Raw genomic sequence first — 22,204 nt, 5'->3', positions numbered from 1 at the left:
TAATGTTTAACGGATCACAGACTACTGTCACTTTGGTAATCATACTTGTAGCCCTTGGTGTTCTAGGTTGGGGCTATAACCGCGCTCGTTCTTACGGCAAGCTGGGAATTTTAGCCTGGTTGCAGTCAGTAGTATTGACACTGCCCTGGCTATTATTCTTTGGCTTAGTCAGCATGGGAATTTACCTGAATATCGTTGGGATCCTATTTCTGCTACTCGCTTCCACCGGCCTATACATCTACTTGGGCAGGCTCTTACGTGCAGCAGGTCAAGATGAGGTTTGGCGGGAGCGTGCCACCAAACTGTTCGAGGATCAACAACAAAGCAAAGATGCCCAAAAGTCTGAGGAGCAAGATAGTGCAGCTTACAACAATTTAACTGCCGTATCCGAGGGTCCGAATACTACCAGGATCGGAGTAGCTACAATTCCTGATGAAGACCTACAACTGATTAAAGAGATTTTTGGGATTGATACCTTCTTTGCGACGGAAACTATAAAATATCAGGAAGGGGCAATTTTTACAGGCAATCTGCGGGGAAACGATGCAGAAGTTGTACATTCTCGTTTGTCAGCTAATCTAAAGGAAAAATTAAGCGATCGCTATCGGCTATTTTTAGTCGATAATCCAGAAGGGAAACCAGTTGTCATTGTCTTGCCCAGTACCAATGACCCACGAACCACTACAGTTGCGCAAAAAATATTAGCCCTGGTTCTGGTAATTGCCACATTTTTCACCACTTTAGAAGTATCTGGGTTACTGCTTGAGTTTGATTTATTCAGTGAACCAGAACGGTTTCGGGAAGCCTTACCGATTACCATCGGAATTTGGATAGTTCTGATTACCCATGAACTCGGTCACTGGTGGCAAGCCAAAGCTCACGACGTTCGCCTCAGCATACCCTTTTTCCTTCCCAGCTTGCAAATCGGCTCATTTGGTGCTATGGTTCGCTTCGAATCATTATTACCCAATCGAAAAGTATTATTTGATATTTCTATAGCCGGACCAGCCGTAGGTGGTGTAGTGTCTCTACTGATGCTGATGGCGGGATTAGTCCTTTCTCATCAAGGCAGTGCTTTTCAGGTGCCAGCGGAATTCTTCCAAGCGTCCATTTTAGTCGGAGGGCTGGCAAAGTTAGTGCTTGGTAGTGCTCTCCAAGAGCCTTTAGTAGATGTTCACCCTCTGACCATTGTCGGTTGGCTAGGTTTAACCATAACAGCCTTGAACCTAATGCCAGCAGGACAACTAGATGGTGGGCGAATTGTCCAAGCTATCTACGGACGCAAAACTGCTCGACTTACTACCATTGCCACCTTAGTAATTTTGGGGATTCTGGCCTTAATCAATCCAGCCAATCCCATCATTTTGTACTGGGGAATCTTGATTTTGTTCTTGCAGCGGGGTTTAGAGCGTCCTAGCCTCAATGAAATTACCGAACTTGATGATACTCGAGCATTGTGGGGGTTATTGGCATTATTTTTAATGGTCGCAACTCTGATTCCCATTAATTCCGCTTTGGCAGGAAGGCTAGGAATTGGGGGCTAATTTCAAGGGTTGAACGCGCACCCGTGGGCTTTTGGCCAAGGTTGTTAAGTTGTTAAGTTGAAGGTTGAAGGTTGTTAGGTTGAAGGTTGAAGGTTGAAGGTTGAACGGTTGTTCGCCTTTGGCGTCCCTTGTAGATTAGGTTGATAGTTACATGCTTCTTGGGGAAAACTTCAACCTTAGTTAATCATACTTGATGAGCAAATTTTGGAATAATGGTGAAAAAGCGATGCATCGCTATTCCCTAAAATCCCAAACTTGTGTACCTCAATTAGTATAAGTATCACTATGCAATCTACTTCCCCAATTAGCCAATGTACACTTATCCCTGAGACCTTAATTAAATTCGTTTACCAGGGATTTCAACGTAAGCATTCAGCCGTCAGCCGTCAGCCGTCAGCTCTACAGCGAAATGCTCCTCACTCTGCGGCGGTGGAGGTCTTAACTAGACTACAACTCGACCTGCTACTGGCTTTAACACCACCTGGGAAAAAGAAACCCGAGAAACTGACTATTGACTGGTATTCTAGCTTAGGGAATCGGAGACCGTAGTCCAATCACCTTTGAACTGGTGTGGCCGTACGAAGCGTTTGTGGCAGTGTTTGTTGTATGTTACCGATGGTTTCAAGGTGTATCCCAACTACATCCATCGATGGTGACCAGATATCGTCAACCCGTTGTATATGACCCGAGTCTAGGGTGATTTCACTCGATTGAGGCACTATCTGGCTCGGCTACATCCCAAGACTTTGTGTGACTCGAAGTCAATAGAAATGCTGAAGCATTCGATCGGACTGTTAGTGCATTACCTGAAGTTTTGGGAGGTGCCGGTGCCACCGAGGCACATACCTGTCTATCCCTGATTCATCCGGTAATTCAGTAACGCTTTGGAGTTTAGTCATTTCTATGTTGAATTGGAGAAGGAAACATGGTCAATCTGCATAAGAAGTACGAAGTTCAGAATGTTCAACAAAATCGTTCAGAACACGACCCTTTTACCTTGAAAAGGTACGAACAGTTCTTCAGTTTTTTTCAGAAAGGAGCTGTAAAGATTCTTGACGTAGGTTGCAATACGGGTAGAGGTGGATTACGTTTTAAGGAGTTGAACCCGAACCTGACATTATTTGGTCTTGATTGTGTACAAGAAAGATTAGATGTTTTGCCTGAGTGCTATTCACAAAAAGTCTATGGTCTTTCAACAGACATACCTATGGAAGATCGATTTTTTGATGTGATTACTGCTGGTGAGTTTCTTGAACACCTGTATCCTGCCGATGTAGATAAAACATTATGTGAATTCCAAAGAGTGTTGAAGATTGGCGGAAGGCTGTTGCTTACCACTCCCAATCCTAATTACATAAAAAATAAAATCATTGGAATGTCAGTTTACGGTGTCAGCCATTTAACTCAGCATTTTCCAGAAGTTCTGCGATTGAGATTGCAAATGCATGGATTCTCAGGAGTTAAATTATATGGATCAGGTAGGGTATCCCAGTATTTAGGTTGGCATTTTCCGTTGATGTCAATCTATGGTAGCTATCTCGTTGTAGCAAATAAGTACTGATCAGGCTAAGATTACCGTTTGTCTGCTTAAGGAGAAAATATCCCACCTGGAAAATTAAAAGGAAATGTGGCAATTCTTCCAGGGGGTAGGCTGTCCTGGAATGCCCTCCTCTGTAAGGTCAATGGCACTGAAGCAGAGGAATTAGCTCAAGGAGGTGCTAAACCCTCTGCTAAGATTCTCGAAGAGATGAATTTCGTGGAAACTTGGCTCAAAGGTATCGGAGCGAAAGCCGTTAAGCCTGCATCTGAGCTTTATAATATCTTCCATGCAGGCAATATTACTGGTGTAGTAGACCCTCTCTATGGATCCCAAATGCTCTTAGGTGGCACACCCAATTGGTGCGCTTTAGGAAACTTTGGCTATCATTTTGATGTGCGCGGGGGTATCGAAGGTCTTGGTACCAGAGCCTCTGAGAACGGGTTTAAAAGTGTAAGTTTTAGTAAGCCAATTTTCAACATAGGCATCCAGCATCCCCAAATTAAAGCAGTTACTAATTTAGCCGTTGTCAGTCCTGGTTCTGGGTTTCAAGGGTTTGCTTCCTCCGCTGGTAGAATTGTGGAATTTAATGCTGGTGTTGGTCAGGCATTGGGGATTGCTGCCATTACTGCCCTTCTTTCTGGCAGGAATCTAAGTAATGTATCCAACTCTGAGGTCAGAAAAGTACTTTTAAGCACGAAGCAACTTCCTCGCGTCTATGGATATGCTAATAATAATGAAGCTAAGAAATTGAATAATTTCGAGTCTTTATTAGTGTTGGTTTGAGAGACTTTTGATAAAGTAAATATTACAGTCGTTTTCCTGACGGGGCGCTTGTCGCCCCGTCAGCTTATATGGTCAAACTTGGGTGAGTTTTATGGAGTCGTGTTGGGATTTGGTGAAGGAGTTAATGAAGTAAAATCCCAATAAACTGGAGTATTATTTACGAGGTATAAGAGCTAGGTCCCTTATTTTGGCTACATTCTAGCTTCCATGTCACCCCTTCAGGATAAACGACTATCGACTGGAATTCAAAATACAAACGTACCAGTACGTGGTTGATTAGTTTTGTCAGTCAACCCGCGCTTGTTCTGTCAGCTTTATAGCCATTCATGCAGGGTAAGCGCAAGAATCAATAAGCCGTAGCTTATTGAGAAAAAAACCACGTCATTCTCAACAAATTAACTCTATTGCGAGTACAGTTCGACGAGATTATAGGGGTTTCGAGCCACGAGCAACCGAGATCCAGCCAATGCACATTATGGGCAATTTTTTCTTGCGCTTACCCTGGCCATTCATGTCGCCCCCCCAGCAAAAATTAGATGCACCCTCCCCGTAGCGGTGGGCTAAAGTGTTTTTGTTACTTAAATCAACAAAACTTTATAAAGTTAATAAAATCTTATGTTGACAGGTGACACCAATCTGTTAAAGTTACCAGGGTAATCGCATCTTAGTAGAGTTCTAAAAATACAGTAACCTGACCTAAAATTTGACTGTAGAATTGCTGATTATACCCTGATAAAAGTTTTAAGATCTCGTTTGTTTGTACCAGGAGTGTTAGTAAACACTCCTGGAGCCTAACCGGCTTCGGTTAATAGATTCAGCCCATCACCTCCTTTTATGGCTCCTCAACAATCTTGCATCACCCTCAAAAAATGCATCACTTCGCCGCACTGGCGGCCAGGATTTTGATGATAGAGTCATTATCCATCCCCGCCCTATAACGCTTCATTTTCCGACAAGGCGCGGGAGGGTTCGCGATCCACGCAGGTTAACACTCAGGCGGCGCAACAGCCCTAGATTTTCGCTTCTCATAGCCCTGGCGAACCCGACTGGCATCTTCATTAAAAGTGACATCCAGGACACTTTGTAGACCATTTTCAACACCCCAATGGGAGCGAATCACCCGGTTGTGTTGCTGGCCATCTGGTTCTTTGGCACTGAGGTAAAACTGAGTCTGTGTCGTGGCGCATGTTCCATAACTGTCGCCTTCGCTTCACCATCACCACGCTGGTTAAAGCAAGCCAGGTGTGTTTGCCGATGCAACGGGGGTAGTTGACTCACAGGCACCGCCCACACCTGACGGGTTTAATGGCGGTGATGCCCGGCCTCGACCGCGCGCGTGGTAACTCAATTTCTACCCTTGCCAGTTCTGGTAATAGGCCTCGCGCAAACCACTCTTCCACCTGCTGAGGGGGCTTGCCCTGGTTGCCCTTGAGCGCCAGGACATACTCCCCACCGGCTTCCTTAATTTGTCGGGCAATGTCGGTTTGAGTGCCCATGGCATCAAGAGTCACGACCGCTCCAAAGAGGTTAAGCAATTTCAGTAGCAGTGGTACCGCTGTAATTTCATTAGATTTGCTCTCAACTTTTTGTTGTGCCAACACCAGCTGATGTTCACACCGCGACCGGCGCTCACACGCTCGCTGCGCTTTGAGGTGGTTCTCCCGGTCAATTGAGCCAATGGCTGTCTTGCCGTCAATATGAATGAGTTGAATATCTAAGCTTTCGGTGATGCTGCGCACCCAACAAAGGCAAGCAAGTTTCGAGTTCCTGGGGATCTTGAAGGCCAAATACACGACCATTGGTATCGTGGGATGGTATCCCGTTGGGCAAATCTAAAAATGTCTTGGGGCCACTCAAGTTTTGCGTGTGCCTTAGGTTTCGATAGCCACAAACCCATCCGCTCCCGCAATCACTGCCAAAATTGCAATGGAGACAATCCCGACCAGATTATGTACCCTTCTGGAGCCGACCCGGGGTACCAAGAGATGCTCAAAATGATTGAGCACACTCTTTTTGAGGATCTCAACCTCCCGCTCCTGGATTGGGTTAACAACGGGTTTGCCAAAACCAATAGCCATCAGACCAAACCCGTGAAATCTAAATTTTTGCTTATCTAATGGTTAACCGCTGGCGCGTCTGTAAGACAGAGGCAACGGCAAAAATTAGTTACATTACATATCTTGGTTTTTGTCAAGTACAATTTATACCAAACAAAATGCGATTACCCTGTTAAAGTTACAAGAGAAATAATTGAAATAAAGGCAAATGATGATACTATTAAGGCTGTAGTTAAAGCTAAGGCTGTAGTTAAAGCCTCTCAACATCAAGAGAAAAATTGAAATATAAAAAATCTTAATGTTAGGAATGTCAAGGGAATAACAATGGCTCTAGAGGATTACATCAATAAATGGAATTTTGTAAAGAACAATTACGATTTTTTATATCAACCCAGGAAATTAACAAAAAAAGATTTAACTATTCAGATTCCTGCTAGGGGAAAGCTTTCAGATGATGGAATTCGCCGGGACGTGCAGCTATTGACACATCTATATGGTTTTTTTGTTCTCCGTACTCACGAAAATGATGCGTTATTAGATAATCGACGTTTTAAGGAATGGCGAAATCAGTTGCATTTATTGCTCGGGAAACAAGTGCGACAACCCTATAGTAATTCTGGCAAAATAGAATCAAATGAGAATGCTTTAGCCAGAAAAGTGTTCGCTGACTATGGCGTTGATTTTAAAGAAAATGATGTTTTGATGATGGCCAATCTAGCTGATCGTGTTAAGGGTAATAAATACAACGGTCATCTAGAAGTCCATCAAGACGGCACATTCTTAAAAGTCGTTCCTGATTGGGTGGTGTTTACAGTCCTACAAAATGCTCAATCAGGAGGGGAAACTCGTGTGGCGAGTGGACAGCATCTTTTAAATGCTATTCCTTTGCCTTATCTAGCTGTTTTAAAAGAAGCAGATGCTGTTACCTTTTTTAGGGAAGGAACGGATGGTCATCTTAGTAAACCAATTATTAATTACCATAAGGAAAAAAGATGCATTACAACGGGTTATCGCGCCGATGGCGATGTTGACTATAAGTGTAAAAACGCCCTGACGAAAATAGCAATGGATTGGATCTGGAATTTTAATAAAAATCCAGAGAATTACACAAGCGTTTTGCTAGAAGAACTTAGGGAAAGTTTAGTGCTGGCAAACTTAGTCGCTTTTCATGGTAGAGAAGGATTTACTAACTCCGAAACCAAGATTAGAAAAGTTCTGCGTTGGACTTTCGATAATAATACTGCCAATCCCCTCGACCAGGGAATTTATTTTACTGGACACAAAAAACTAGAAAAGGTGGTTACAAGCCAAAGTTTTGAGGCGTATTTACAAGATGAATTGGCCTGGAAAACACAAAGAGACATTCTATCTAAACTTGCTCACCTTAGTCCCGATAACTATCCAGAAAACTTAGAGAGTAAACTCAGAAGCGAGGATATTAATAGACAAGTAATGACAAGAATAATATGAATAATTTTGAACACAATTTTAGGCAAGAAAGGGACAAGAATAATCAGCATAAAAATATGATTATTTTTTGTAACGAAGATATTATCGCTAATAGAGTTCTAAATTATTTGCTTCCTTTTTTGAGAGAAACTTTAAAATTAATATATTTTTGTCACAAAAAGTATCGAGAAAAGCAGAAAGCCAAGTCGAAAAATTGTCTAAGTTTAATTTTTTGACTAAAGATTATATCCGTAACATAGTTTTTCCTTGCATTGAAAAAAATCTAGGCAATAAAAAATGCCATTTGATGACATTCAATCAACTGGCGAGACAGTACGAATGCGAATTATATCGCATCAAAAGTACTAAAAACAGAGAAGAACAGGATAAAATTATTGCTATTTATCAAGAACATGAACCTTACATTAGTTTGTCTTTAAGGAACAATCTAATCATCAGTTCAGAAATTATTAAAGTAGCAAGTGAGTATGGTGTGGGGAAGATTTTCAATATTCACTCATCAAAACTTCCTGAACGTGCTGGCGTGTGGTGTTCCTTGTGGGATATGGCTGAAGGAAAATCTCTTTACGGAACTTTACATATTGTTGAGGAAGGAATTGATACAGGTAGCATCATAGGAGCTTACTCTGTAGATCTTAATAAAAACTACAGCTATCTAAAAAATTTATGTTTGATTTACAAAAAAGGTGCCCAAATCTTTTTAGAATACATCGATGAGTTAGCTCAAGGATATTCTTTTCCTTTTTCTTGGGAGGGAAAACAGGATCTTAGTAAAAGAACATATTATCGTACTCCCACTTACCAAGAAGTTAATCAAATGGAGGATTTGGGAATAGAACTATTTTCTTACAGTGAAATTTTCGAAATCCTAGCATATTATTTCCTATAAAAAACAGTTTAAACTTTCCAATTAGTGTAGCTTTACCGAGTACAAATAGAATTCATGAAAACTCCCGAGCTAAATTTATAAACAGACAAAGATTTATGTGCAAAAAAAACAATTATTACCTACGATTCGGACAGTAACATTGATTATCAGTCTTTAGAGGCGGGCACGATTGTCAAATATCATCTCAGTAATGACTTAGATATTTTACTAGAAACCCATCCTAATGCTTGGACACCTTCTTCACTATTTTCCCTCACAATGTGTGAGCTAGTAGCTGCTGATGATTGTAGGGGCAAGGTGGTGATGGATTTTGCTGGTGGCTTAGGCATGTTTGGCATAGTCGCCGGAAAAGGTGGTGCAGCTCAGGTAATTGGCACGGAATTAAACCCTTATGCCGTTACCCTGCAAGGAAGCAATTGGGAATTGAATGGTCTTAACCCAAAGGATTTCCAAAGTTTTGAGTCTAACTGCTTTGCTGCAATTCAAGGGAATCGAGAGATTGAAGGGAAAGTTGATCGCATTTATCTCAACCCGCCAGCACTACCTGATACGGAGGAAAAATTGCAAGCAAGGCTGAAGTTTGCTGACCAATTTCGGGGTGAAGAATGGAACCGCAATGGCGATCGCGGCAGGCTAGTAATGGACACTTTAATTACCCAAGGTAGTTCCTACCTGGCACCAGGAGGGGAAATTCTCTTCATCGCCACCAGTAAAAATGGCCCCAGACTAACCCATAGGTTAATGGAAAAATACTGGGGAAAAGGAATTCAAAGCGATAGTGACAATCCTTTAGACTATTGTATTAACTGGGAAGAGCGGGGTGATGCCAATTGGGCTGTTGTCCACAGAATTAATGTTGCCTTAGCTAACTATCACATAGAGTTTGTCCAAAGCTATCAAAAACTAGCATATCTAGAAGGAGAACCCTCCCCCTTTCTAGAACAAGAGGGCAATCTCTATCAGCAGTTATATTTTATCCGTGCCAAGAAAGCATGAGTAAACTCCTAAGTTTTGCTCATGCTAAAGTAACTTTCGATTTAAGATAAAAAAGCAATGTCAAACCACGCAAATATCAATAAAGCTACTGCCGAAAATTTTCAATGGGGAACTGGCTGTCAAGGATGGCATTTATTAGCCAATGACAATTTAACCGTTGCACAGGAAATTATGCCTCCCAACAGCAGGGGAGTAGAACATTACCACGAAGTTGCCCAACAGTTTTTCTTTATACTTGAGGGTGAAGCATCTATAGTAATTGAGAACACAACACATGTTCTTAATTCGGGTGATGGCATACTAATATCTCCGGGAGCGCTGCATCAAATTAGGAATGAATCAAGCAATGACCTACACTTTATAGCCATTTCTTCGCCAAACAGCTTTCATGATTTTAAGAATGAAGTGGGAGAAGTGCCTGCAGATTGGAAACCAGATTTCTTTCCTAGCCAGAAATCCTGAATCTTAACCTAATGGAACTAATGCAATGATCAAGATCGCAGAAAAAACATTTCTGGTAACAGGAGCGGGAACTGGAATCGGCTACTCCATTGCCCAATGTCTTATTGCTTCAGAAGCGCGAGTTGTGCTCCACTGTAATTCTCATGTTGAGCCAGCCCAGAAGTTAGCCTCCGAAGCAAAAACTGATTGTGTTGTCATTCAAAAAGATTTATCCCAGCCCCAAGCAGGACAAGAATTAGTGGAGGAAATTCTTAATCTGGGATATTCCCTGGATGGTGTTGTCAATAATGCCGCCATCATGACCGAACTCAGCTTGGATGATAATCCCTCAGTCTGGGAAGAGAAATGGCTGAAAACTCTTGAAGTTAACCTGATTGCTGTTAGTTCCATCACCAGACGCGCCATAGAACACTTTAAGTCCAAGGGAGGAGGAATTATTGTCAATATTTCCAGTCGTGCAGCTCATCGTGGTGACACCCCAGAGTATATACACTATGCAGCCTCCAAAGCAGCATTGAGTAACTTAACTAAAAGTATTGCTCGTAACTTCGCTGCTGATGGCATACTAGCCTATTAGACATCTCCGAAAAATAATTAAATTGTAGTAAACTGATAGAAAAGAGTGTTTATACCAACATATTCCTATAGTCGAACATATCCAAAATCATCCTCAGTAAATGCAGCGTAAGGTATGTCTGAAGTATGAGCGGGGTTGCTAATTATGGGTATGATTGTGTCCCCTGAACCCCAATCCTGGGGGAGAAAAGTAAATTAAATTCCCCCAACGTTGGGGGATAATGGTGGCATTATCAAAATCAGACTCGCGCATTCATACTTCAATTCAGCAACGCCTCAATTCGATTTCTTCCAATCCTCTATATCTGGTGCTTTCACAAATTCAGGAAACATGACATCAAAACCGCTCTCACGCTTAGAAGCTGGTTCATCACTCATATTCAACAAGGTTTCATAGAAGAAAAACGACACACCAGCAAATCCCCGCAGTCGGACAGCATCAACTTGCCGCTGAATTTGTGATACCGGAACTAAACGAGTTCTGAGACCACTTAAAATCCCAATTCCTACCGGAATATGACTCCGTGCTCTTTTGACTTCTGTCTGGTCTAATTCCGAGATAAAAGTGCTGAAATTATCTCGATAAATCTGGACAATTAGTTCCTCTACCAAACCCCGTTGTTCCCAAGTTGCCCAATCAGCTAAAAAGAATTGGTAAGAAAAACGCTGGGGATTGGGAGATAGGGAAATAATCACATCATTGTTACTGTCTTGAACATTGTCTTTAACTGCTCGAAACAGCTTGGTTAGGAAATCCGTAATTTTATTTGCTCGCCAGCGTACCCATTCCTCATCCTTTGGGTCAGTGGGGGGAGATTTACCTTGGTGTTCTTTTTTGTACAATTCTACTGTGAAATCATCGTAACCAAAGGTCACTGGCAACCCAAAGTGGTCATCGAATTGGATACCATCAACATCATAGTTGCTGACAATTTCGATAACTAAATCTTGAATAAATTGCTGTACCTCTGGTTTAAAAGGATTGAGCCAAACAATCTCTTGTAGTCTTTCATCCTCTGGTTCTAATCCTTTAGTGGTTTGAGTCTTGACCCCATCTTTAGTTTGGGTCAGCCAATCTGGGTGGCGTTTGGCTAATTCAGAATAGGAGGGTGCTTTGAAGCCAAATTCAAACCAGGGAATAACTCTCAAACCATTGTCATGTCCCACCTCGACAATCTCTTTGAGAACATCTCGTCCTCCCTGCACCCCTTTCTTTGGGTCAAATAAGTCTTTCTCTAACTCCGTGGATATTCGTGCTTCCAGTCCCACTACCCGTTTAGCTACTTGAGACGGATATAGTGTATAACCCCAATTCCACACTGTAGGATATACCGTGTTAAAGTTGAGCTCCTTAAGTTTTTGTAGGCTATCCGTTACTGCTCTATTAGACAACAGTACCTCACTATCAATATTTGTCAGCCATACCCCTCTTAACTCCGCTTCAGTAGAACCAGGAGTTGGTGGCTCAACCTTAGCAATGTATTGATTAGGAATCAATCCAGTGGTTTGGGTAGCTTGGCACAAAAAAGCAGCTACCTCAGCTCGACTAGCTTGTTGGTTAGGTTTGAATTGCTTCACATTAGGGGGATTGACCACAATCTGATTTTCCGTAGCTGCTGCGATCGCATTTTGGGCATAGTTCGGAATTGCTGTAGCATCAGTAAACGCTGCCTTTAAAGTCTCTAGGGAAGGGTTAACCGGTTTATACTTCAATCCACTAGCTAAAGATACTAACGCTTGGACACGAGGGATATTTTGCTTAGGGCGGAAAACTCTACCAGGATAGCCAGCCAAAAATCCCGTTTTATCAGCATTACGAATAGCCTGATTAGCCCAGTAATTAGTTGGTACATCTACGAATTTTTGGTCACTGCGCACTTGAGGAGCACTAGGGAAAGCCTTCAGAAGCAGTGCAGCAAACTCAGCTCTGGTGATCGGAGCATTCGGTTTAAAGGTACCATCTGGGTAACCCCTGATAATATTTTGTTGTGCTAATTTAGTGATACACGGTTGAGCCCAATAATTCTCTGGGACATCTTTAAAGGTGCTACTGGCGTAGGATGGGGAAAGCTGCCATAGAGGAATTATCATCCCGATCACAAATAGCAAAATCCACCAACCCTGATGTTTAATGGTTTGCTGAAAGGAAACCAGTCTATTTACCAAGGCTATAGGCCAGAGTTTGAGTAACGGTTTCATTGGTTGAACAAGCTCCGGGTGAGGGTGTTAGGTTAATCAGGATTGTGATTAACCGCGAAGATGCAAAGAACACGAACACTAGATTAGCAGAGGTTATGGATTAGAAGAGGAATTATCCAATGGAGCTAATTAACCGTTACCGTGGCAGTCTCTTAGGATTGGCTGTCGGGGATGCAGTCGGTACTACTTTAGAGTTTAAGGCACCAGGCTCCTTCACCCCGATTGAAGATATGGTGGGTGGTGGGACTTTTGGTTTGAAGCCAGGCTACTGGACTGATGATACATCCATGGCTCTGTGTTTAGCCCATAGTCTGATTGAGCAACAGGGGTTTGATCCAGTTGATCAATTACAGCAGTATCTGCGATGGTCCCGAGAAGGACAGGTTATTAGGAATCCAAGCACTGAAAACTCCGCCTCAAAGCGAGCCCAGATGAAAGTGGCTAGCGAGTTTAGTCGCCTAGAAATAAATCTTGCAACCGGGGTTGATAATTGTCTAGCCAGAGTATACTAGTAGTATGAGTACAGGCTGAAAAACCGTTCGCGTAGCGTGGCCTTTGGCCTTGGCGCAACCGGGAGAGAGACCCGCCACTGCATGACCTGAAAGTAGTAATGCTCGGAGGGTAGGGAAAGTCCTCCTTAAAAACCCAATCGTTAATTAGCAGTTAACGTGTGAACCTAGCAGAAAACGACTTGAGATAGAAAACGGTACGGCGGGGCACGCCGGAACCAGGTGAATAGGGAAGAAACGGACTATGCACATGCACTTTCCTGCAAGTAGCCAAACGCTATCGCGAGAATTGCCCGCTGGGTCTACTGTGAACTAAACTGAATTCTTGGTCTTGACGGGTCTTTGGTTTAGATATTGCCTACTTTTTGGCGGCGTCAAACATTAGGACACAGTGGTTTAAGGCAGCTCGTTGATCTAGGAATCGCCGTTCTTTGAAGACGGTGAGTGTCAAAAAGTACATTCCATTTGCTTCCCCCCTCCCACCCTTCCGCCAGAAGTAGGGTGGATTCCGACTTCCGACTCCCGACTCCCGACTCCCATTAACCCCAAAGGCCAAAGTCCCTCAGCCAGAAGCCAACGGACTTGATATCAAAGAGAATAGACCTGACCATCAATTAATAATCGGGTAATTCCTTTAGCTTGCAAATAGGAAGAGGTCTTCTGAAGCATCTGAGCATCAGGAACCTTGATGACTCGCTCAGAACGGTTAGAAAAACGCCGTGCCACCCTATGGTTTTCGAATACTGGCAAGGTTGTCTCTTGAACTTCTTCGTCAGGAATTTGTCCGAGGTCGCTAAACTCATTGAGAGGGCGAGCAATTAACTCCGCCGCTCGGCTGACTACCAGATAGCAGGTTTTAGGAAGAGAAGCTTCCGAGAGGGGCAAAATTTCAATGTAAGAACCGCTTTTAGCCACAGAGGTTCTGATGGATTCGTGAATCTCGGAATCCGGCAAGTCATCGTCCCAATCTTCATCGAGGTCATCGAGGTCATCGAGGTCATCGAGGTCATCGAGGTCATCCAAATCCTCTAAATCTTCTAAATCATCATCTTGATCCAAATCCCCTAAATCCTCGTCGAGCAACTCAGCGAAGCTCCTAGTTGCTAGTCCCTTATCCTCAGGTAAGAATTCATCTTGGTCATCAACAGACTTATCTTCATCTGAACCTGATGTGGTAATATCAAGTTGCAGTTGGGTATGTTGCTCCTCTTCCTCCACTGGTGGTTGAGCAGCCACAGAGGAACGCTTACGCCGCCGACGTCCATCAGTAGAGGTTGAAGTCAATAAATCACTGATAGATTCTGCTAATGGTTCATTTGCTAATGGTTCATTTTCGAGTCCAACTAGTGATGGTTGAGCTGCTGATTCTACCACAGGCTTAGACGTTTTGACAGTAGAAGAGGAAACATGATCAGCAGTACGATTAGAGCGCTTTTGTTGGATTAGAGCCTCGTATTCTGGCTCCAACAAGTTGCTCTTAAGGATACGGCTAATGGTGGAGTTACTAACTCCATAACGGTCAGCCAGCGTTGAGGTTGTCTCTGCTGTCTGTCGATATAGTTCTAGGATGTCCTGTTTATCGACATCAGATAGTTTTCTTGGACTCATGCTACTTTTTCAGCTCGCCTGCGTGAACCACGACGGGAACGGCTCGATATTTGATATTCCAGGGCAGCCCCTATTGCAAACAATACACCACTGAATACAAAAAAGACTTCTGGTAAACCGCCACTTTCGTAGTTCGGTCTAGTCTCAGCATACTTAAACCACATATCTGCAATGTACAGGCAAAATGTTGCAGCGGCAATCATTTGCCAGGATTGGGAAAAACGTCCACCCCAAAAAGCTAACAGTAGGGATGAGGCAATAATCAGCAGAATTACATCGAAAGCAATGTAGAGGGTCGTCAATTGGTTTGAATAGGCACTCAGTGACTTGTCAAGTTCGATAGCCCACCTTGGAGAATTATGATCAGTACTCTGATTAGCCTCAGAGTTGGTTATTTCAGATGGCTCTGCCGAGATGACCATAGCATTATTTTCCTTGACCAGAAGTGGTGTGGTCGAGTCAGAAATAGAATACGCAATTGTCACATCACCAGATTCAGGAGTGCTGGATTCGAGGGAAGGGGCAAGTAACAGCAAAGCAGCTAAGGCCATCCCCACTATGGCAATCGCTACAATCGTTAACCCTTGCCAAAGTTCTAAGTTTAAGCGTCTGGGAATAACTGCTAAAAACATGCCTACCCCAAGACATACGTAGGAGGATAAGTAAAACACATCTGCTAGTGATACATCAGGGTTAAGGTGAAAATACAGCTCCCACACACCGAATATCAAGTCACCCATCAAATAGAACAGATTCCCCAGACCGAGTCCTAGCCAGACATTTCGTCCACTGGCAATCTGAGGGCTACGCCAATTTCTGAAACAGAGAATACTTGCTACTAGGAAGGGTATACATTCTAAAAAGTAGGTACTAATCAGGTACCAAAATGGACTTTCTTGCCCAGGGGATGTAATCCCAAACAGCAAGAAGAATAATAGGGAGATAATCGCCCAAGCAATACCACCATAGATGATGGTATTGCTGCTGAGGGGGGATAGATTACCTGATGACCGTTCTGCAGAGCTGCTCATAAGGAATTTCACACTTATCACTGACTAGCACAATAAGACTATGGTTAGGCAGCTAAAATATCTATGATTCTTAAGCTTATTTTTAATTGTAGATTATTGCCATAGTTTACTAAGATCACAGTTGTTAAGCCAGTTGATAAACTGAGTTTGCTCCTGAGCTGGCATATCCTGCAAGATATCGCTAACCCCCTGAGCAAAGTTGGTATTGCCAAAATAGTCTTTACCTAAGCGATATAGTTCTTGCAACAGGGTGATCAGATGATGTTCTTCCCAGATAGGAAAATCAGAGTTGGTAAGGGGGTCGATTTTGAGCAATTGTTGTACAGCTTGGTTCGATTGAACCTGGGGAAAGTTTGAATCTATCAAGATCTTGGCGATATCCTTCTGGAACAACCCAGCTTGTCTAGCTCCTAAGAAGTCTTCCACATCCATATACACCGTCTGTAGTAGCAAAAGACAGGCTTGAATGTAGGATACCCTAGTGCCCTCAGAGCTGGGTTCAGTGCCTAATTGATCCAGACGGATTTTTCCCCAAACGCTGTAGCGCTCAGGTTCTTCCAACAATACACAAGCTTTTCCCCGATGATCGGTGAGGTCTCGCCAGAAAGCTATGGCTTCCTCTTCCTGAGTGGCACCAAATACACTGAGCAGGCGAAAGGTTTGCCCCTGGTAATTGAGAATCGGGATTTGCTGCTCCCTCTGTGGGTGCTGAATACTAGAGATTTCAACATCCTGCCTTTTCAAAATAAACATGATACTGGCACATGACTCCTGACCGGGTCAGGGGGTGCTGTTGACGAAGTGTTCTAACCCCCTAGTACTCTGTCAATTTAGTTTTGAGGGTTAGGGCAAAGTCGCACGGTGGCACGGTGGCACGGTGTTAAGTCATACCTAATGCCTAGTAAAAGCGTGCCTAATCCGGAAAAGTATAGTTTACCCCTCAATTCAATTTTGACAGAGTAATAGTCACTATCTCCTGATCAGAATCCTTGTGACAGAGTCTGACTAAGTTCTGATCAGTGACACTGACTATGTACCTACCTTAACTCGGGTTCGAGCTAAGTGCCTTGAGTCTTACCGCTAATTGAGACAAGCAATCGATAATTATTATTGTGGTGGCTCTCCACTTAAGCCCAAGGCTCTCCTGATACCAAGTTGCGGTCAAACGTACAACTTTCTCTTCCCCCAATCTCCCCATCTCCCCATCTCCCCATCTCCCCCTCCTGGGAGGGGTTAGGGGTGGGTTCCCATCTCCCCATCTCCCTATCTCCCTATCTCCCTATCTCCCTATCCAAGCAATCTACTATCTTTGAATGCAACTCGGTATGAGATCGGGAACGGGTAACGGGCAACGCTTAACGGGAAATGCTTTCTGTTACCGGAGCCATTGTTCCTTTATCCGAAGTTCCCTGTTCCTCCTTGACCTTGACTGTCCCGTTTTAAATTGGTATAATTTTTGGTTATGGTTTACAGATACAGGAGTGAATACCCGCAAAGCGCCTTGATAGGACTAGGTATTAGGCACACAGAGACTGGTACCCGATCACCAGCCAAGCAAAAACAGTTTTTTCTGATGTATGATATAGCTATGCCCTCGTAGCTCAGTGGATAGAGCAAGGGATTTCTAATCCCTGGGTCGTGGGTTCAAATCCTACCGAGGGCGCTCTTTGGTCATTGGTTATTGGTCAAAAGTAGGCTTAATTTGGCTCACAAAATACATAGGACTAAGGATTAATGACTAATGACTAAATGTAAATCTAAATGTAAACTGATGTTGCGCTCCTCTTAAAAATTATTGAGAAATCCCCCAAACCTGGATGAGACGCATATGCTAAGAAAAATAAAGAAATGTGTCAAGAGATGCCATGGATAACTTACAACGATATCGCATTGTCTGCACCCTAAGCTTTGGTGACATTTATGGACAAATTATGGTTTGGTTAATCGTAATTTTCCTGAGTCTTGCCTCAGCCTTAGCTCTTTGGAGTGCTGACCGCCAAATTTACGCTCTGGCAACTGTCGGGCTGATTTTGGTACTATCTCTGCCCTTCCTGCTCTTTGCCTTCGTGACTACATTGTTAAACCATATTGAAATTGCTCAGATGGAAGAGGAGGAAACCACATCAACAGCTGGAGGCAGAGCCCCTAGACAGAAACCTATTGGGGCGACCGGTTGAAGATAATCCGGACCATCCCCGGCTTTTTCCGCAACCCGGGGAAGGGGAGTTGAGAGCCTCCGTGCTTGAGGAGGGGCGCTTCATACTTTTTCCGCAATCCTAGAGGGTAAATGCCTAGAGGCTAGAACCTAGAGCCTAAAATAGGAATTGGGATTCCATAATACGACCGAGATGCTAGAACACGATGTCATTATTGTCGGTGGGGGATTAGCTGGATGTCGCGCTGCTTTAGAGATTAAACGCTCTGAGCCTAAGCTCGATGTCGCCCTTGTCGCTAAAACTCACCCAATTCGTTCCCATTCGGTGGCTGCCCAAGGGGGTATGGCAGCTACTCTGAAGAATGTTGATGCTGACGATAGCTGGGAAGCCCATGCCTTTGACACGGTTAAAGGGTCTGACTACTTGGCAGACCAGGATGCAGTAGAAATCCTAACCAAAGAGGCTCCAGAGGTGGTCATTGAGCTGGAACACATGGGGGTTCTGTTTTCCCGCTTACCAGATGGTCGGATTGCTCAGAGGGCTTTTGGAGGTCATTCCCATCGCCGCACTTGCTACGCGGCAGATAAGACGGGTCACGCCATTTTGCATGAACTGGTGAACAATCTCCGGCATAACGGTGTCAAACTCTACGATGAGTGGTACGTTATGCAGCTGATTTTGGAAGAGGGTCAGGCAAAAGGGGTGGTGATGTTCCAGCTCCTAAACACGAAGGTGGAAGTAGTACGGGCAAAAGCGGTCATGTTTGCTACTGGGGGTTATGGACGGGTATTTAACACCACCTCCAATGACTTTGCTTCCACTGGGGATGGTCTGGGAATGTCAGCTCTGGCTGGGGTGCCTTTGGAAGATATGGAGTTTGTACAGTTTCACCCTACAGGCTTGTATCCGGTGGGGGTTTTGATTTCTGAGGCGGTACGAGGGGAAGGGGCTTATCTGATTAACTCAGAAGGCGATCGCTTTATGAGGGACTATGCCCCCAAACAAATGGAACTGGCACCTCGGGATATTACTTCAAGAGCGATTACCCTAGAACTCAGAGCTGGTCGTGGCATTCACCCTGATGGCAGTGTAGGTGGACCTTTTGTTTACCTTGACCTGCGCCACATGGGCAAAGAAAAGATTATGAGTAGGATTCCGTTCTGCTGGGAAGAAGCCCATCGATTGGTTGGTATTGACGCAGTACATCAACCAATGCCAGTACGACCAACTGCCCACTACTCTATGGGGGGAATCCCTGTCAACACCGATGGACAAGTTCATAGTGGTGAAGATGGCTTAATTGAGGGCTTCTTTGCCGCTGGGGAATCAGCCTGTATATCTGTTCATGGGGCAAATCGCCTCGGGAGTAATTCCCTGTTGGAATGTGTGGTTTATGGCAAAAGAACCGGTGCTGCGATCGCAAAATACGTCCAAGACCGGAAGTTACCAGACCTTGACGAGCAATCCTACCTCAATGCAGCCCAGACAAAAATCAAAGCCCTTGTGGAAAAATCTGGCACCTTACGGCTTAACCAGTTGCGTCAAGCCTTCCAAGACTGTATGACCCAATTCTGTGGCGTTTTCCGTAACCAAGGGTCCATGGAGGAGGGATTAAACCAACTGCAACAATTCAAACAACAGTACCAGCAAATTTATTTGGATGACAAAGGCAACTGTTGGAACACGGAAATTATCGAAGCCTTGGAACTGCGCAATTTAATGATAGTCGGAGAAATTATTCTTACCTCTGCTCTGAACCGACGAGAAAGCCGGGGTGCCCATAGCCGGGAGGATTATCCCCAACGGGATGATCCCAATTTTCTCAAACACACCCTAGCGTTTTACTCATCCGCAGGTATTGACCTGCAATATAAACCGGTAAGCATTACCTTGTTTGAACCGAAAGAGCGGAAGTATTGATTGTTACTCCGATACTGCCTCACTGGTCGAGTCATGAGTAAGTAACACTCCTAGCCTGTGTTGGTTACTCATCACTAATCATGGTTTAGCCAATGACTAATTTTCTGGAGTTTCTGGAGTTTCTGGAGTTTCTGGAGTTTCTGGAGTTTCTGGAGTTTCTGGAGTTTCGGCTGCCAACTGTTTGACTTGGTCTTTGTACTTGGCTGGTGCTAGGGATTCAGCCTGGTCAAACAGGGGTTTAGCCTTTTCAGTGTTACCCTGTTCTTTAAAAATCATGGCTTTAGCTAGCACTGGTCTCCAGTCATCTTGGCTGCCTTTGATCGCCTGGTCATATATAGCTGTGGCTTCGTCATAACGCTTCTGATTCGCGTAAACTTGACCTAACAACAACTGCACAGAAATGACATCAATGCTCCCAGGTTTAATCTCATTGACTTGCTGGGAACTTTTTAAGGTGTCTTGCAGCAAACCGATGGCTGCTTCTGGGCGGTTTTCCTGGGTTAGCAAACTAACTAACCCTTGCAGAGCATTCATATCCCCAGGCTTAGCGTTTAATATGTCCCGATAGGCTTGAGCTGCTCCTTCGCGATCGCCAATTTGTTGTTTTACCTGAGCCAGCAAGACTCCATAATCTGTCTGGTCAGTATTGAGTTTGGCTAACTTTTCTAGGGGTTCAATGGTGCCTTTGATGTCTCTGAGCTGCAGCCGTATCTCCAGCAGACCTCTCAAGGCCGTTAAATTTTCTGGTTCTCGCTGCAAGACTAGTTCATAACCCTTGGCTTGAGCTTCTAGTTCTGCTTGCTGCTGGGCAGAAATATTTGGTGTAGCTGTAGGGGTTGCCCCAACAGAGGCGGGATTATCCTTGAAAATATTCCCTAGCAAAGGAATCATCGAAATACCGATAAAGGCTAGCACAGCTAGTACTAGCACTATTTTGATCCAGAGACTGCGCTTTTGAGACACAAAACTTTCTTGAACTGTTCTATAAAACGTGAACATCGCGGACAAAAACGTCACAACGAAGCCTGTTTACTTCCTGTTTCAACTAGGACTGTCGGCAGCACCCTATCCACAGGCTTCAAATCGGCTCGAACCCAACCTAATATTGAATTTGAGGTGACAACTTTGTTGCTCTACTCCGTTATTTTCGGGAGATTTAAAACTGATGGCTTTACTCAGTTACCTTTTCGCAGGCTACCCACTCTTGTAGAAGATTATCTGGATGTCAAGCCTAATACTGTTATTGCTTGGTTATTGCATAGGCCCATTGTACCACAATCCCAGAGGAGTTTTGTTGAAAACATGCGTAAAGTTACGCATGCGTAACTTTACGCATGTACTAGATTGCTACTCTCTTCCCATTATGAAACGATTTGGGGGTTTTCAAGTCTCCTCCCATCAATCCCATCTATATAAATACGCTAGCATTAAGGCTCAGTTAAATCGGCTAGAAACCGCTCAGATTAAAGATTCCATAAACTTTGCGGATCTAACCTTTATCTCACTGCATTCTGTACAGTGGGTAGACTAGTACCAAGTGCGCTCACCCTCCAGTTTTTTGGTGGCAACAGTCCAGAAGAATTTTTTCTGGAAAGGACACCGGAAAGCTGGAACATGTTGACAAGACAATGCTGCCAATGTCAGTCAAAACCACCCATGGGAATGTGTCTCCGCCGCTAGGAGGTTATATGAATTCGTCTGTGAATGGGCTTCCCGACTCAGCTGAGTCGTCTGGAATCCAACCACCGGAAGTATCCAGTGTGCAAAACCAGCCCCCAGAAACACCAACTGGTGGCTCTCAAGATACCACCAAATCAGCTCCCTTAGCTGAATCTAATGGGACAGTAACTACTCAGGTCTCAAGTAAGGTCTCAAGACAGCACCCAATTCCTGCCCCCAGTGAACCTAGGCAATACCGCGCCATTGGTCTGGTCAATGGCAAATATATGCCTTCCGCAGAACAGTTGACCAGGGGAACACTGGTAGGGGCAGATGGAACCTTGATTGATGCGGTGTTACTCGGTCGGGTCATGAGTTTGGTCAAGAATCACTTAGATCTCAATCAGCCCCACCTCTGGGTTGTCTATCCTCGCATCAGGCAAGCAGACGATAACTTACATGTCCAAATTGTTGGCGTCTGGGAACCAGAAACTCTCGAACCCACAGCTGAAGCTGAAACAACTGACTCCGGAGTTGCTCAGTCCGAAACAGAAGTCGAGACATCAAATGACTCCTCAGAAGCTGAGGCGGAACCGATTCCGAAGGATGGCTATTTTTCCATTCGTGGCGAGGTGATCTACCATTCGCGGGAGAAGGAACAAGTCGTTGTTAAAATTAGGCAATTACCTCGTAAAGAGTCAGATAAGCCTAAGTTTTTCAAGTTAAAGCTTAAGGGTTGCCTGGGAGAAAGGGTCGTTGGTCATTTTTGGGATTTACATGCACAGCTGCAAGCCAATACCCTGGT

At 44.1% G+C, this 22,204-nt stretch carries 23 protein-coding genes, 1 tRNA gene and 2 pseudogenes; 15 read left to right on the top strand and 11 right to left on the bottom strand.

Annotated features, from left to right (window positions below; all coding sequences use genetic code 11):
- Window positions 1-2: 2 nt before the first annotated feature.
- The 5 genes and pseudogenes from F6K49_RS12950 to F6K49_RS12930 all read left to right on the top strand — a co-directional run bounded on the left by F6K49_RS12950 (window position 3) and on the right by F6K49_RS12930 (window position 3,867).
- The gene (locus F6K49_RS12950; protein ID WP_293097115.1) at window positions 3-1,544 is read left to right on the top strand and encodes a site-2 protease family protein; all 1,542 of its coding nucleotides are present in this window, start codon (window positions 3-5) and stop codon (window positions 1,542-1,544) included.
- 285 nt (window positions 1,545-1,829) lie between these two features.
- Complete coding sequence (locus tag F6K49_RS12945) at window positions 1,830-2,093, top strand: hypothetical protein (protein WP_293097204.1); 264 nt, start codon at window positions 1,830-1,832, stop codon at window positions 2,091-2,093.
- Window positions 2,059-2,404: pseudogene (locus F6K49_RS12940) on the top strand (IS1 family transposase); the annotation flags it as partial. The gene F6K49_RS12945 and the pseudogene F6K49_RS12940, both read left to right, overlap by 35 nt.
- A gap of 65 nt (window positions 2,405-2,469) precedes the next feature.
- The gene (locus tag F6K49_RS12935) at window positions 2,470-3,105 is read left to right on the top strand and encodes a class I SAM-dependent methyltransferase (RefSeq protein ID WP_008179339.1); all 636 of its coding nucleotides are present in this window, start codon (window positions 2,470-2,472) and stop codon (window positions 3,103-3,105) included.
- Between the two features lie 66 nt (window positions 3,106-3,171).
- Window positions 3,172-3,867, top strand: a complete 696-nt coding sequence (locus tag F6K49_RS12930) for a hypothetical protein (RefSeq protein ID WP_293097111.1) — start codon at window positions 3,172-3,174, stop codon at window positions 3,865-3,867.
- Window positions 3,868-4,857: 990 nt separating this feature from the next.
- Here F6K49_RS12930 and F6K49_RS12925 read toward each other — a convergent pair.
- The 4 genes and pseudogenes from F6K49_RS12925 to F6K49_RS12910 all read right to left on the bottom strand — a co-directional run.
- Window positions 4,858-4,984, bottom strand: a pseudogene (locus F6K49_RS12925) (ISAs1 family transposase); the annotation flags it as partial.
- On the bottom strand, window positions 4,984-5,145 hold the full coding sequence (locus F6K49_RS12920) for a hypothetical protein (RefSeq protein WP_293069598.1): 162 nt from the start codon (window positions 5,143-5,145) through the stop codon (window positions 4,984-4,986). The pseudogene F6K49_RS12925 and the gene F6K49_RS12920, both read right to left, overlap by 1 nt.
- Complete coding sequence (locus F6K49_RS12915) at window positions 5,142-5,666, bottom strand: ISAs1 family transposase (RefSeq protein WP_293069600.1); 525 nt, start codon at window positions 5,664-5,666, stop codon at window positions 5,142-5,144. Before F6K49_RS12915 ends, F6K49_RS12920 begins: the two co-directional genes overlap by 4 nt.
- A gap of 72 nt (window positions 5,667-5,738) precedes the next feature.
- Window positions 5,739-5,945, bottom strand: a complete 207-nt coding sequence (locus tag F6K49_RS12910) for a transposase family protein (RefSeq protein WP_293069602.1) — start codon at window positions 5,943-5,945, stop codon at window positions 5,739-5,741.
- Between the two features lie 303 nt (window positions 5,946-6,248).
- Between F6K49_RS12910 and F6K49_RS12905 the strand changes: the two genes are divergently transcribed.
- The 5 genes from F6K49_RS12905 to F6K49_RS12885 all read left to right on the top strand — a co-directional run bounded on the left by F6K49_RS12905 (window position 6,249) and on the right by F6K49_RS12885 (window position 10,318).
- The gene (locus F6K49_RS12905; protein WP_293097095.1) at window positions 6,249-7,394 is read left to right on the top strand and encodes a TauD/TfdA family dioxygenase; all 1,146 of its coding nucleotides are present in this window, start codon (window positions 6,249-6,251) and stop codon (window positions 7,392-7,394) included.
- A gap of 148 nt (window positions 7,395-7,542) precedes the next feature.
- Complete coding sequence (locus F6K49_RS12900) at window positions 7,543-8,283, top strand: formyltransferase family protein (RefSeq protein ID WP_293097092.1); 741 nt, start codon at window positions 7,543-7,545, stop codon at window positions 8,281-8,283.
- 258 nt (window positions 8,284-8,541) lie between these two features.
- Complete coding sequence (locus tag F6K49_RS12895; RefSeq protein WP_293097089.1) at window positions 8,542-9,279, top strand: methyltransferase; 738 nt, start codon at window positions 8,542-8,544, stop codon at window positions 9,277-9,279.
- 57 nt (window positions 9,280-9,336) lie between these two features.
- Complete coding sequence (locus F6K49_RS12890; RefSeq protein ID WP_293041961.1) at window positions 9,337-9,741, top strand: cupin domain-containing protein; 405 nt, start codon at window positions 9,337-9,339, stop codon at window positions 9,739-9,741.
- Between the two features lie 25 nt (window positions 9,742-9,766).
- Window positions 9,767-10,318, top strand: coding sequence for an SDR family oxidoreductase (locus F6K49_RS12885; RefSeq protein ID WP_293097086.1), 552 nt, complete (start codon window positions 9,767-9,769; stop codon window positions 10,316-10,318).
- 275 nt (window positions 10,319-10,593) lie between these two features.
- On the opposite strand, the gene F6K49_RS12880 is transcribed toward F6K49_RS12885, so the two are convergent.
- A complete protein-coding gene (locus F6K49_RS12880; RefSeq protein WP_293097083.1) occupies window positions 10,594-12,516 on the bottom strand; it encodes a family 10 glycosylhydrolase in 1,923 nt (640 codons plus the stop codon).
- Window positions 12,517-12,635: 119 nt separating this feature from the next.
- On the opposite strand from F6K49_RS12880, the gene F6K49_RS12875 reads away from it, so the two are divergent.
- Window positions 12,636-13,028, top strand: a complete 393-nt coding sequence (locus F6K49_RS12875; RefSeq protein WP_366514172.1) for an ADP-ribosylglycohydrolase family protein — start codon at window positions 12,636-12,638, stop codon at window positions 13,026-13,028.
- A 355-nt stretch (window positions 13,029-13,383) separates the two neighbouring features.
- Here the strand turns inward: F6K49_RS12875 and F6K49_RS12870 are convergent, their stop codons facing one another.
- The 5 genes from F6K49_RS12870 to F6K49_RS12850 form a co-directional block, all read right to left on the bottom strand.
- On the bottom strand, window positions 13,384-13,581 hold the full coding sequence (locus F6K49_RS12870; protein ID WP_293046868.1) for a hypothetical protein: 198 nt from the start codon (window positions 13,579-13,581) through the stop codon (window positions 13,384-13,386).
- A 32-nt stretch (window positions 13,582-13,613) separates the two neighbouring features.
- Entirely contained in the window at window positions 13,614-14,633 is a 1,020-nt protein-coding gene (locus tag F6K49_RS12865; RefSeq protein ID WP_293046866.1) for a hypothetical protein, read from the bottom strand.
- Complete coding sequence (locus F6K49_RS12860) at window positions 14,630-15,664, bottom strand: hypothetical protein (RefSeq protein WP_293023606.1); 1,035 nt, start codon at window positions 15,662-15,664, stop codon at window positions 14,630-14,632. The genes F6K49_RS12865 and F6K49_RS12860 overlap by 4 nt, the downstream gene beginning before the upstream one ends.
- A gap of 93 nt (window positions 15,665-15,757) precedes the next feature.
- Window positions 15,758-16,417 carry an Npun_F0813 family protein gene (locus F6K49_RS12855; RefSeq protein ID WP_293023609.1) on the bottom strand — a complete coding sequence of 220 codons (660 nt, stop codon included), beginning with the start codon at window positions 16,415-16,417 and terminating at the stop codon, window positions 15,758-15,760.
- Between the two features lie 374 nt (window positions 16,418-16,791).
- Window positions 16,792-16,923: a hypothetical protein gene (locus tag F6K49_RS12850; RefSeq protein ID WP_293023612.1), complete on the bottom strand. Its 132-nt coding sequence runs from the start codon at window positions 16,921-16,923 to the stop codon at window positions 16,792-16,794.
- A gap of 331 nt (window positions 16,924-17,254) precedes the next feature.
- On the opposite strand from F6K49_RS12850, the gene F6K49_RS12845 reads away from it, so the two are divergent.
- The 3 genes from F6K49_RS12845 (at window position 17,255) to F6K49_RS12835 (ending at window position 19,740) form a co-directional block, all read left to right on the top strand.
- Window positions 17,255-17,327: transfer RNA gene (locus F6K49_RS12845), tRNA-Arg, on the top strand.
- Window positions 17,328-17,529: 202 nt separating this feature from the next.
- Window positions 17,530-17,841 carry a hypothetical protein gene (locus F6K49_RS12840; RefSeq protein ID WP_071107458.1) on the top strand — a complete coding sequence of 104 codons (312 nt, stop codon included), beginning with the start codon at window positions 17,530-17,532 and terminating at the stop codon, window positions 17,839-17,841.
- 171 nt (window positions 17,842-18,012) lie between these two features.
- A complete protein-coding gene (locus F6K49_RS12835; RefSeq protein ID WP_293023687.1) occupies window positions 18,013-19,740 on the top strand; it encodes a succinate dehydrogenase/fumarate reductase flavoprotein subunit in 1,728 nt (575 codons plus the stop codon).
- A 96-nt stretch (window positions 19,741-19,836) separates the two neighbouring features.
- Here F6K49_RS12835 and F6K49_RS12830 read toward each other — a convergent pair whose 3' ends face one another.
- The gene (locus tag F6K49_RS12830) at window positions 19,837-20,703 is read right to left on the bottom strand and encodes a tetratricopeptide repeat protein (RefSeq protein WP_293023616.1); all 867 of its coding nucleotides are present in this window, start codon (window positions 20,701-20,703) and stop codon (window positions 19,837-19,839) included.
- A gap of 725 nt (window positions 20,704-21,428) precedes the next feature.
- On the opposite strand from F6K49_RS12830, the gene F6K49_RS12825 reads away from it, so the two are divergent.
- Window positions 21,429-22,204: hypothetical protein (locus F6K49_RS12825; protein WP_293097080.1), on the top strand; the 776-nt coding region annotated here is incomplete at its 3' end.

This window comes from Moorena sp. SIO3I6 (genome assembly GCF_010672095.1).
This window is presented reverse-complemented; position numbering and strand designations above follow the sequence as displayed.

Coding starts and splice junctions, on each gene's coding strand:
- F6K49_RS12935 (WP_008179339.1), top strand. CDS start 2,470: ATGGTCAATCTGCATAAGAAGTACGAAGTTCAGAATGTTCAACAAAAT.
- F6K49_RS12865 (WP_293046866.1), bottom strand. CDS start 14,633: ATGAGTCCAAGAAAACTATCTGATGTCGATAAACAGGACATCCTAGAA.
- F6K49_RS12875 (WP_366514172.1), top strand. CDS start 12,636: ATGGAGCTAATTAACCGTTACCGTGGCAGTCTCTTAGGATTGGCTGTC.
- F6K49_RS12895 (WP_293097089.1), top strand. CDS start 8,542: ATGTGTGAGCTAGTAGCTGCTGATGATTGTAGGGGCAAGGTGGTGATG.
- F6K49_RS12855 (WP_293023609.1), bottom strand. CDS start 16,417: ATGTTTATTTTGAAAAGGCAGGATGTTGAAATCTCTAGTATTCAGCAC.
- F6K49_RS12880 (WP_293097083.1), bottom strand. CDS start 12,516: ATGAAACCGTTACTCAAACTCTGGCCTATAGCCTTGGTAAATAGACTG.
- F6K49_RS12910 (WP_293069602.1), bottom strand. CDS start 5,945: ATGGCTATTGGTTTTGGCAAACCCGTTGTTAACCCAATCCAGGAGCGG.
- F6K49_RS12860 (WP_293023606.1), bottom strand. CDS start 15,664: ATGAGCAGCTCTGCAGAACGGTCATCAGGTAATCTATCCCCCCTCAGC.
- F6K49_RS12840 (WP_071107458.1), top strand. CDS start 17,530: ATGGATAACTTACAACGATATCGCATTGTCTGCACCCTAAGCTTTGGT.
- F6K49_RS12835 (WP_293023687.1), top strand. CDS start 18,013: ATGCTAGAACACGATGTCATTATTGTCGGTGGGGGATTAGCTGGATGT.
- F6K49_RS12850 (WP_293023612.1), bottom strand. CDS start 16,923: ATGGGGAGATGGGAACCCACCCCTAACCCCTCCCAGGAGGGGGAGATG.
- F6K49_RS12885 (WP_293097086.1), top strand. CDS start 9,767: ATGATCAAGATCGCAGAAAAAACATTTCTGGTAACAGGAGCGGGAACT.
- F6K49_RS12915 (WP_293069600.1), bottom strand. CDS start 5,666: ATGGTCGTGTATTTGGCCTTCAAGATCCCCAGGAACTCGAAACTTGCT.
- F6K49_RS12890 (WP_293041961.1), top strand. CDS start 9,337: ATGTCAAACCACGCAAATATCAATAAAGCTACTGCCGAAAATTTTCAA.
- F6K49_RS12905 (WP_293097095.1), top strand. CDS start 6,249: ATGGCTCTAGAGGATTACATCAATAAATGGAATTTTGTAAAGAACAAT.
- F6K49_RS12945 (WP_293097204.1), top strand. CDS start 1,830: ATGCAATCTACTTCCCCAATTAGCCAATGTACACTTATCCCTGAGACC.
- F6K49_RS12950 (WP_293097115.1), top strand. CDS start 3: ATGTTTAACGGATCACAGACTACTGTCACTTTGGTAATCATACTTGTA.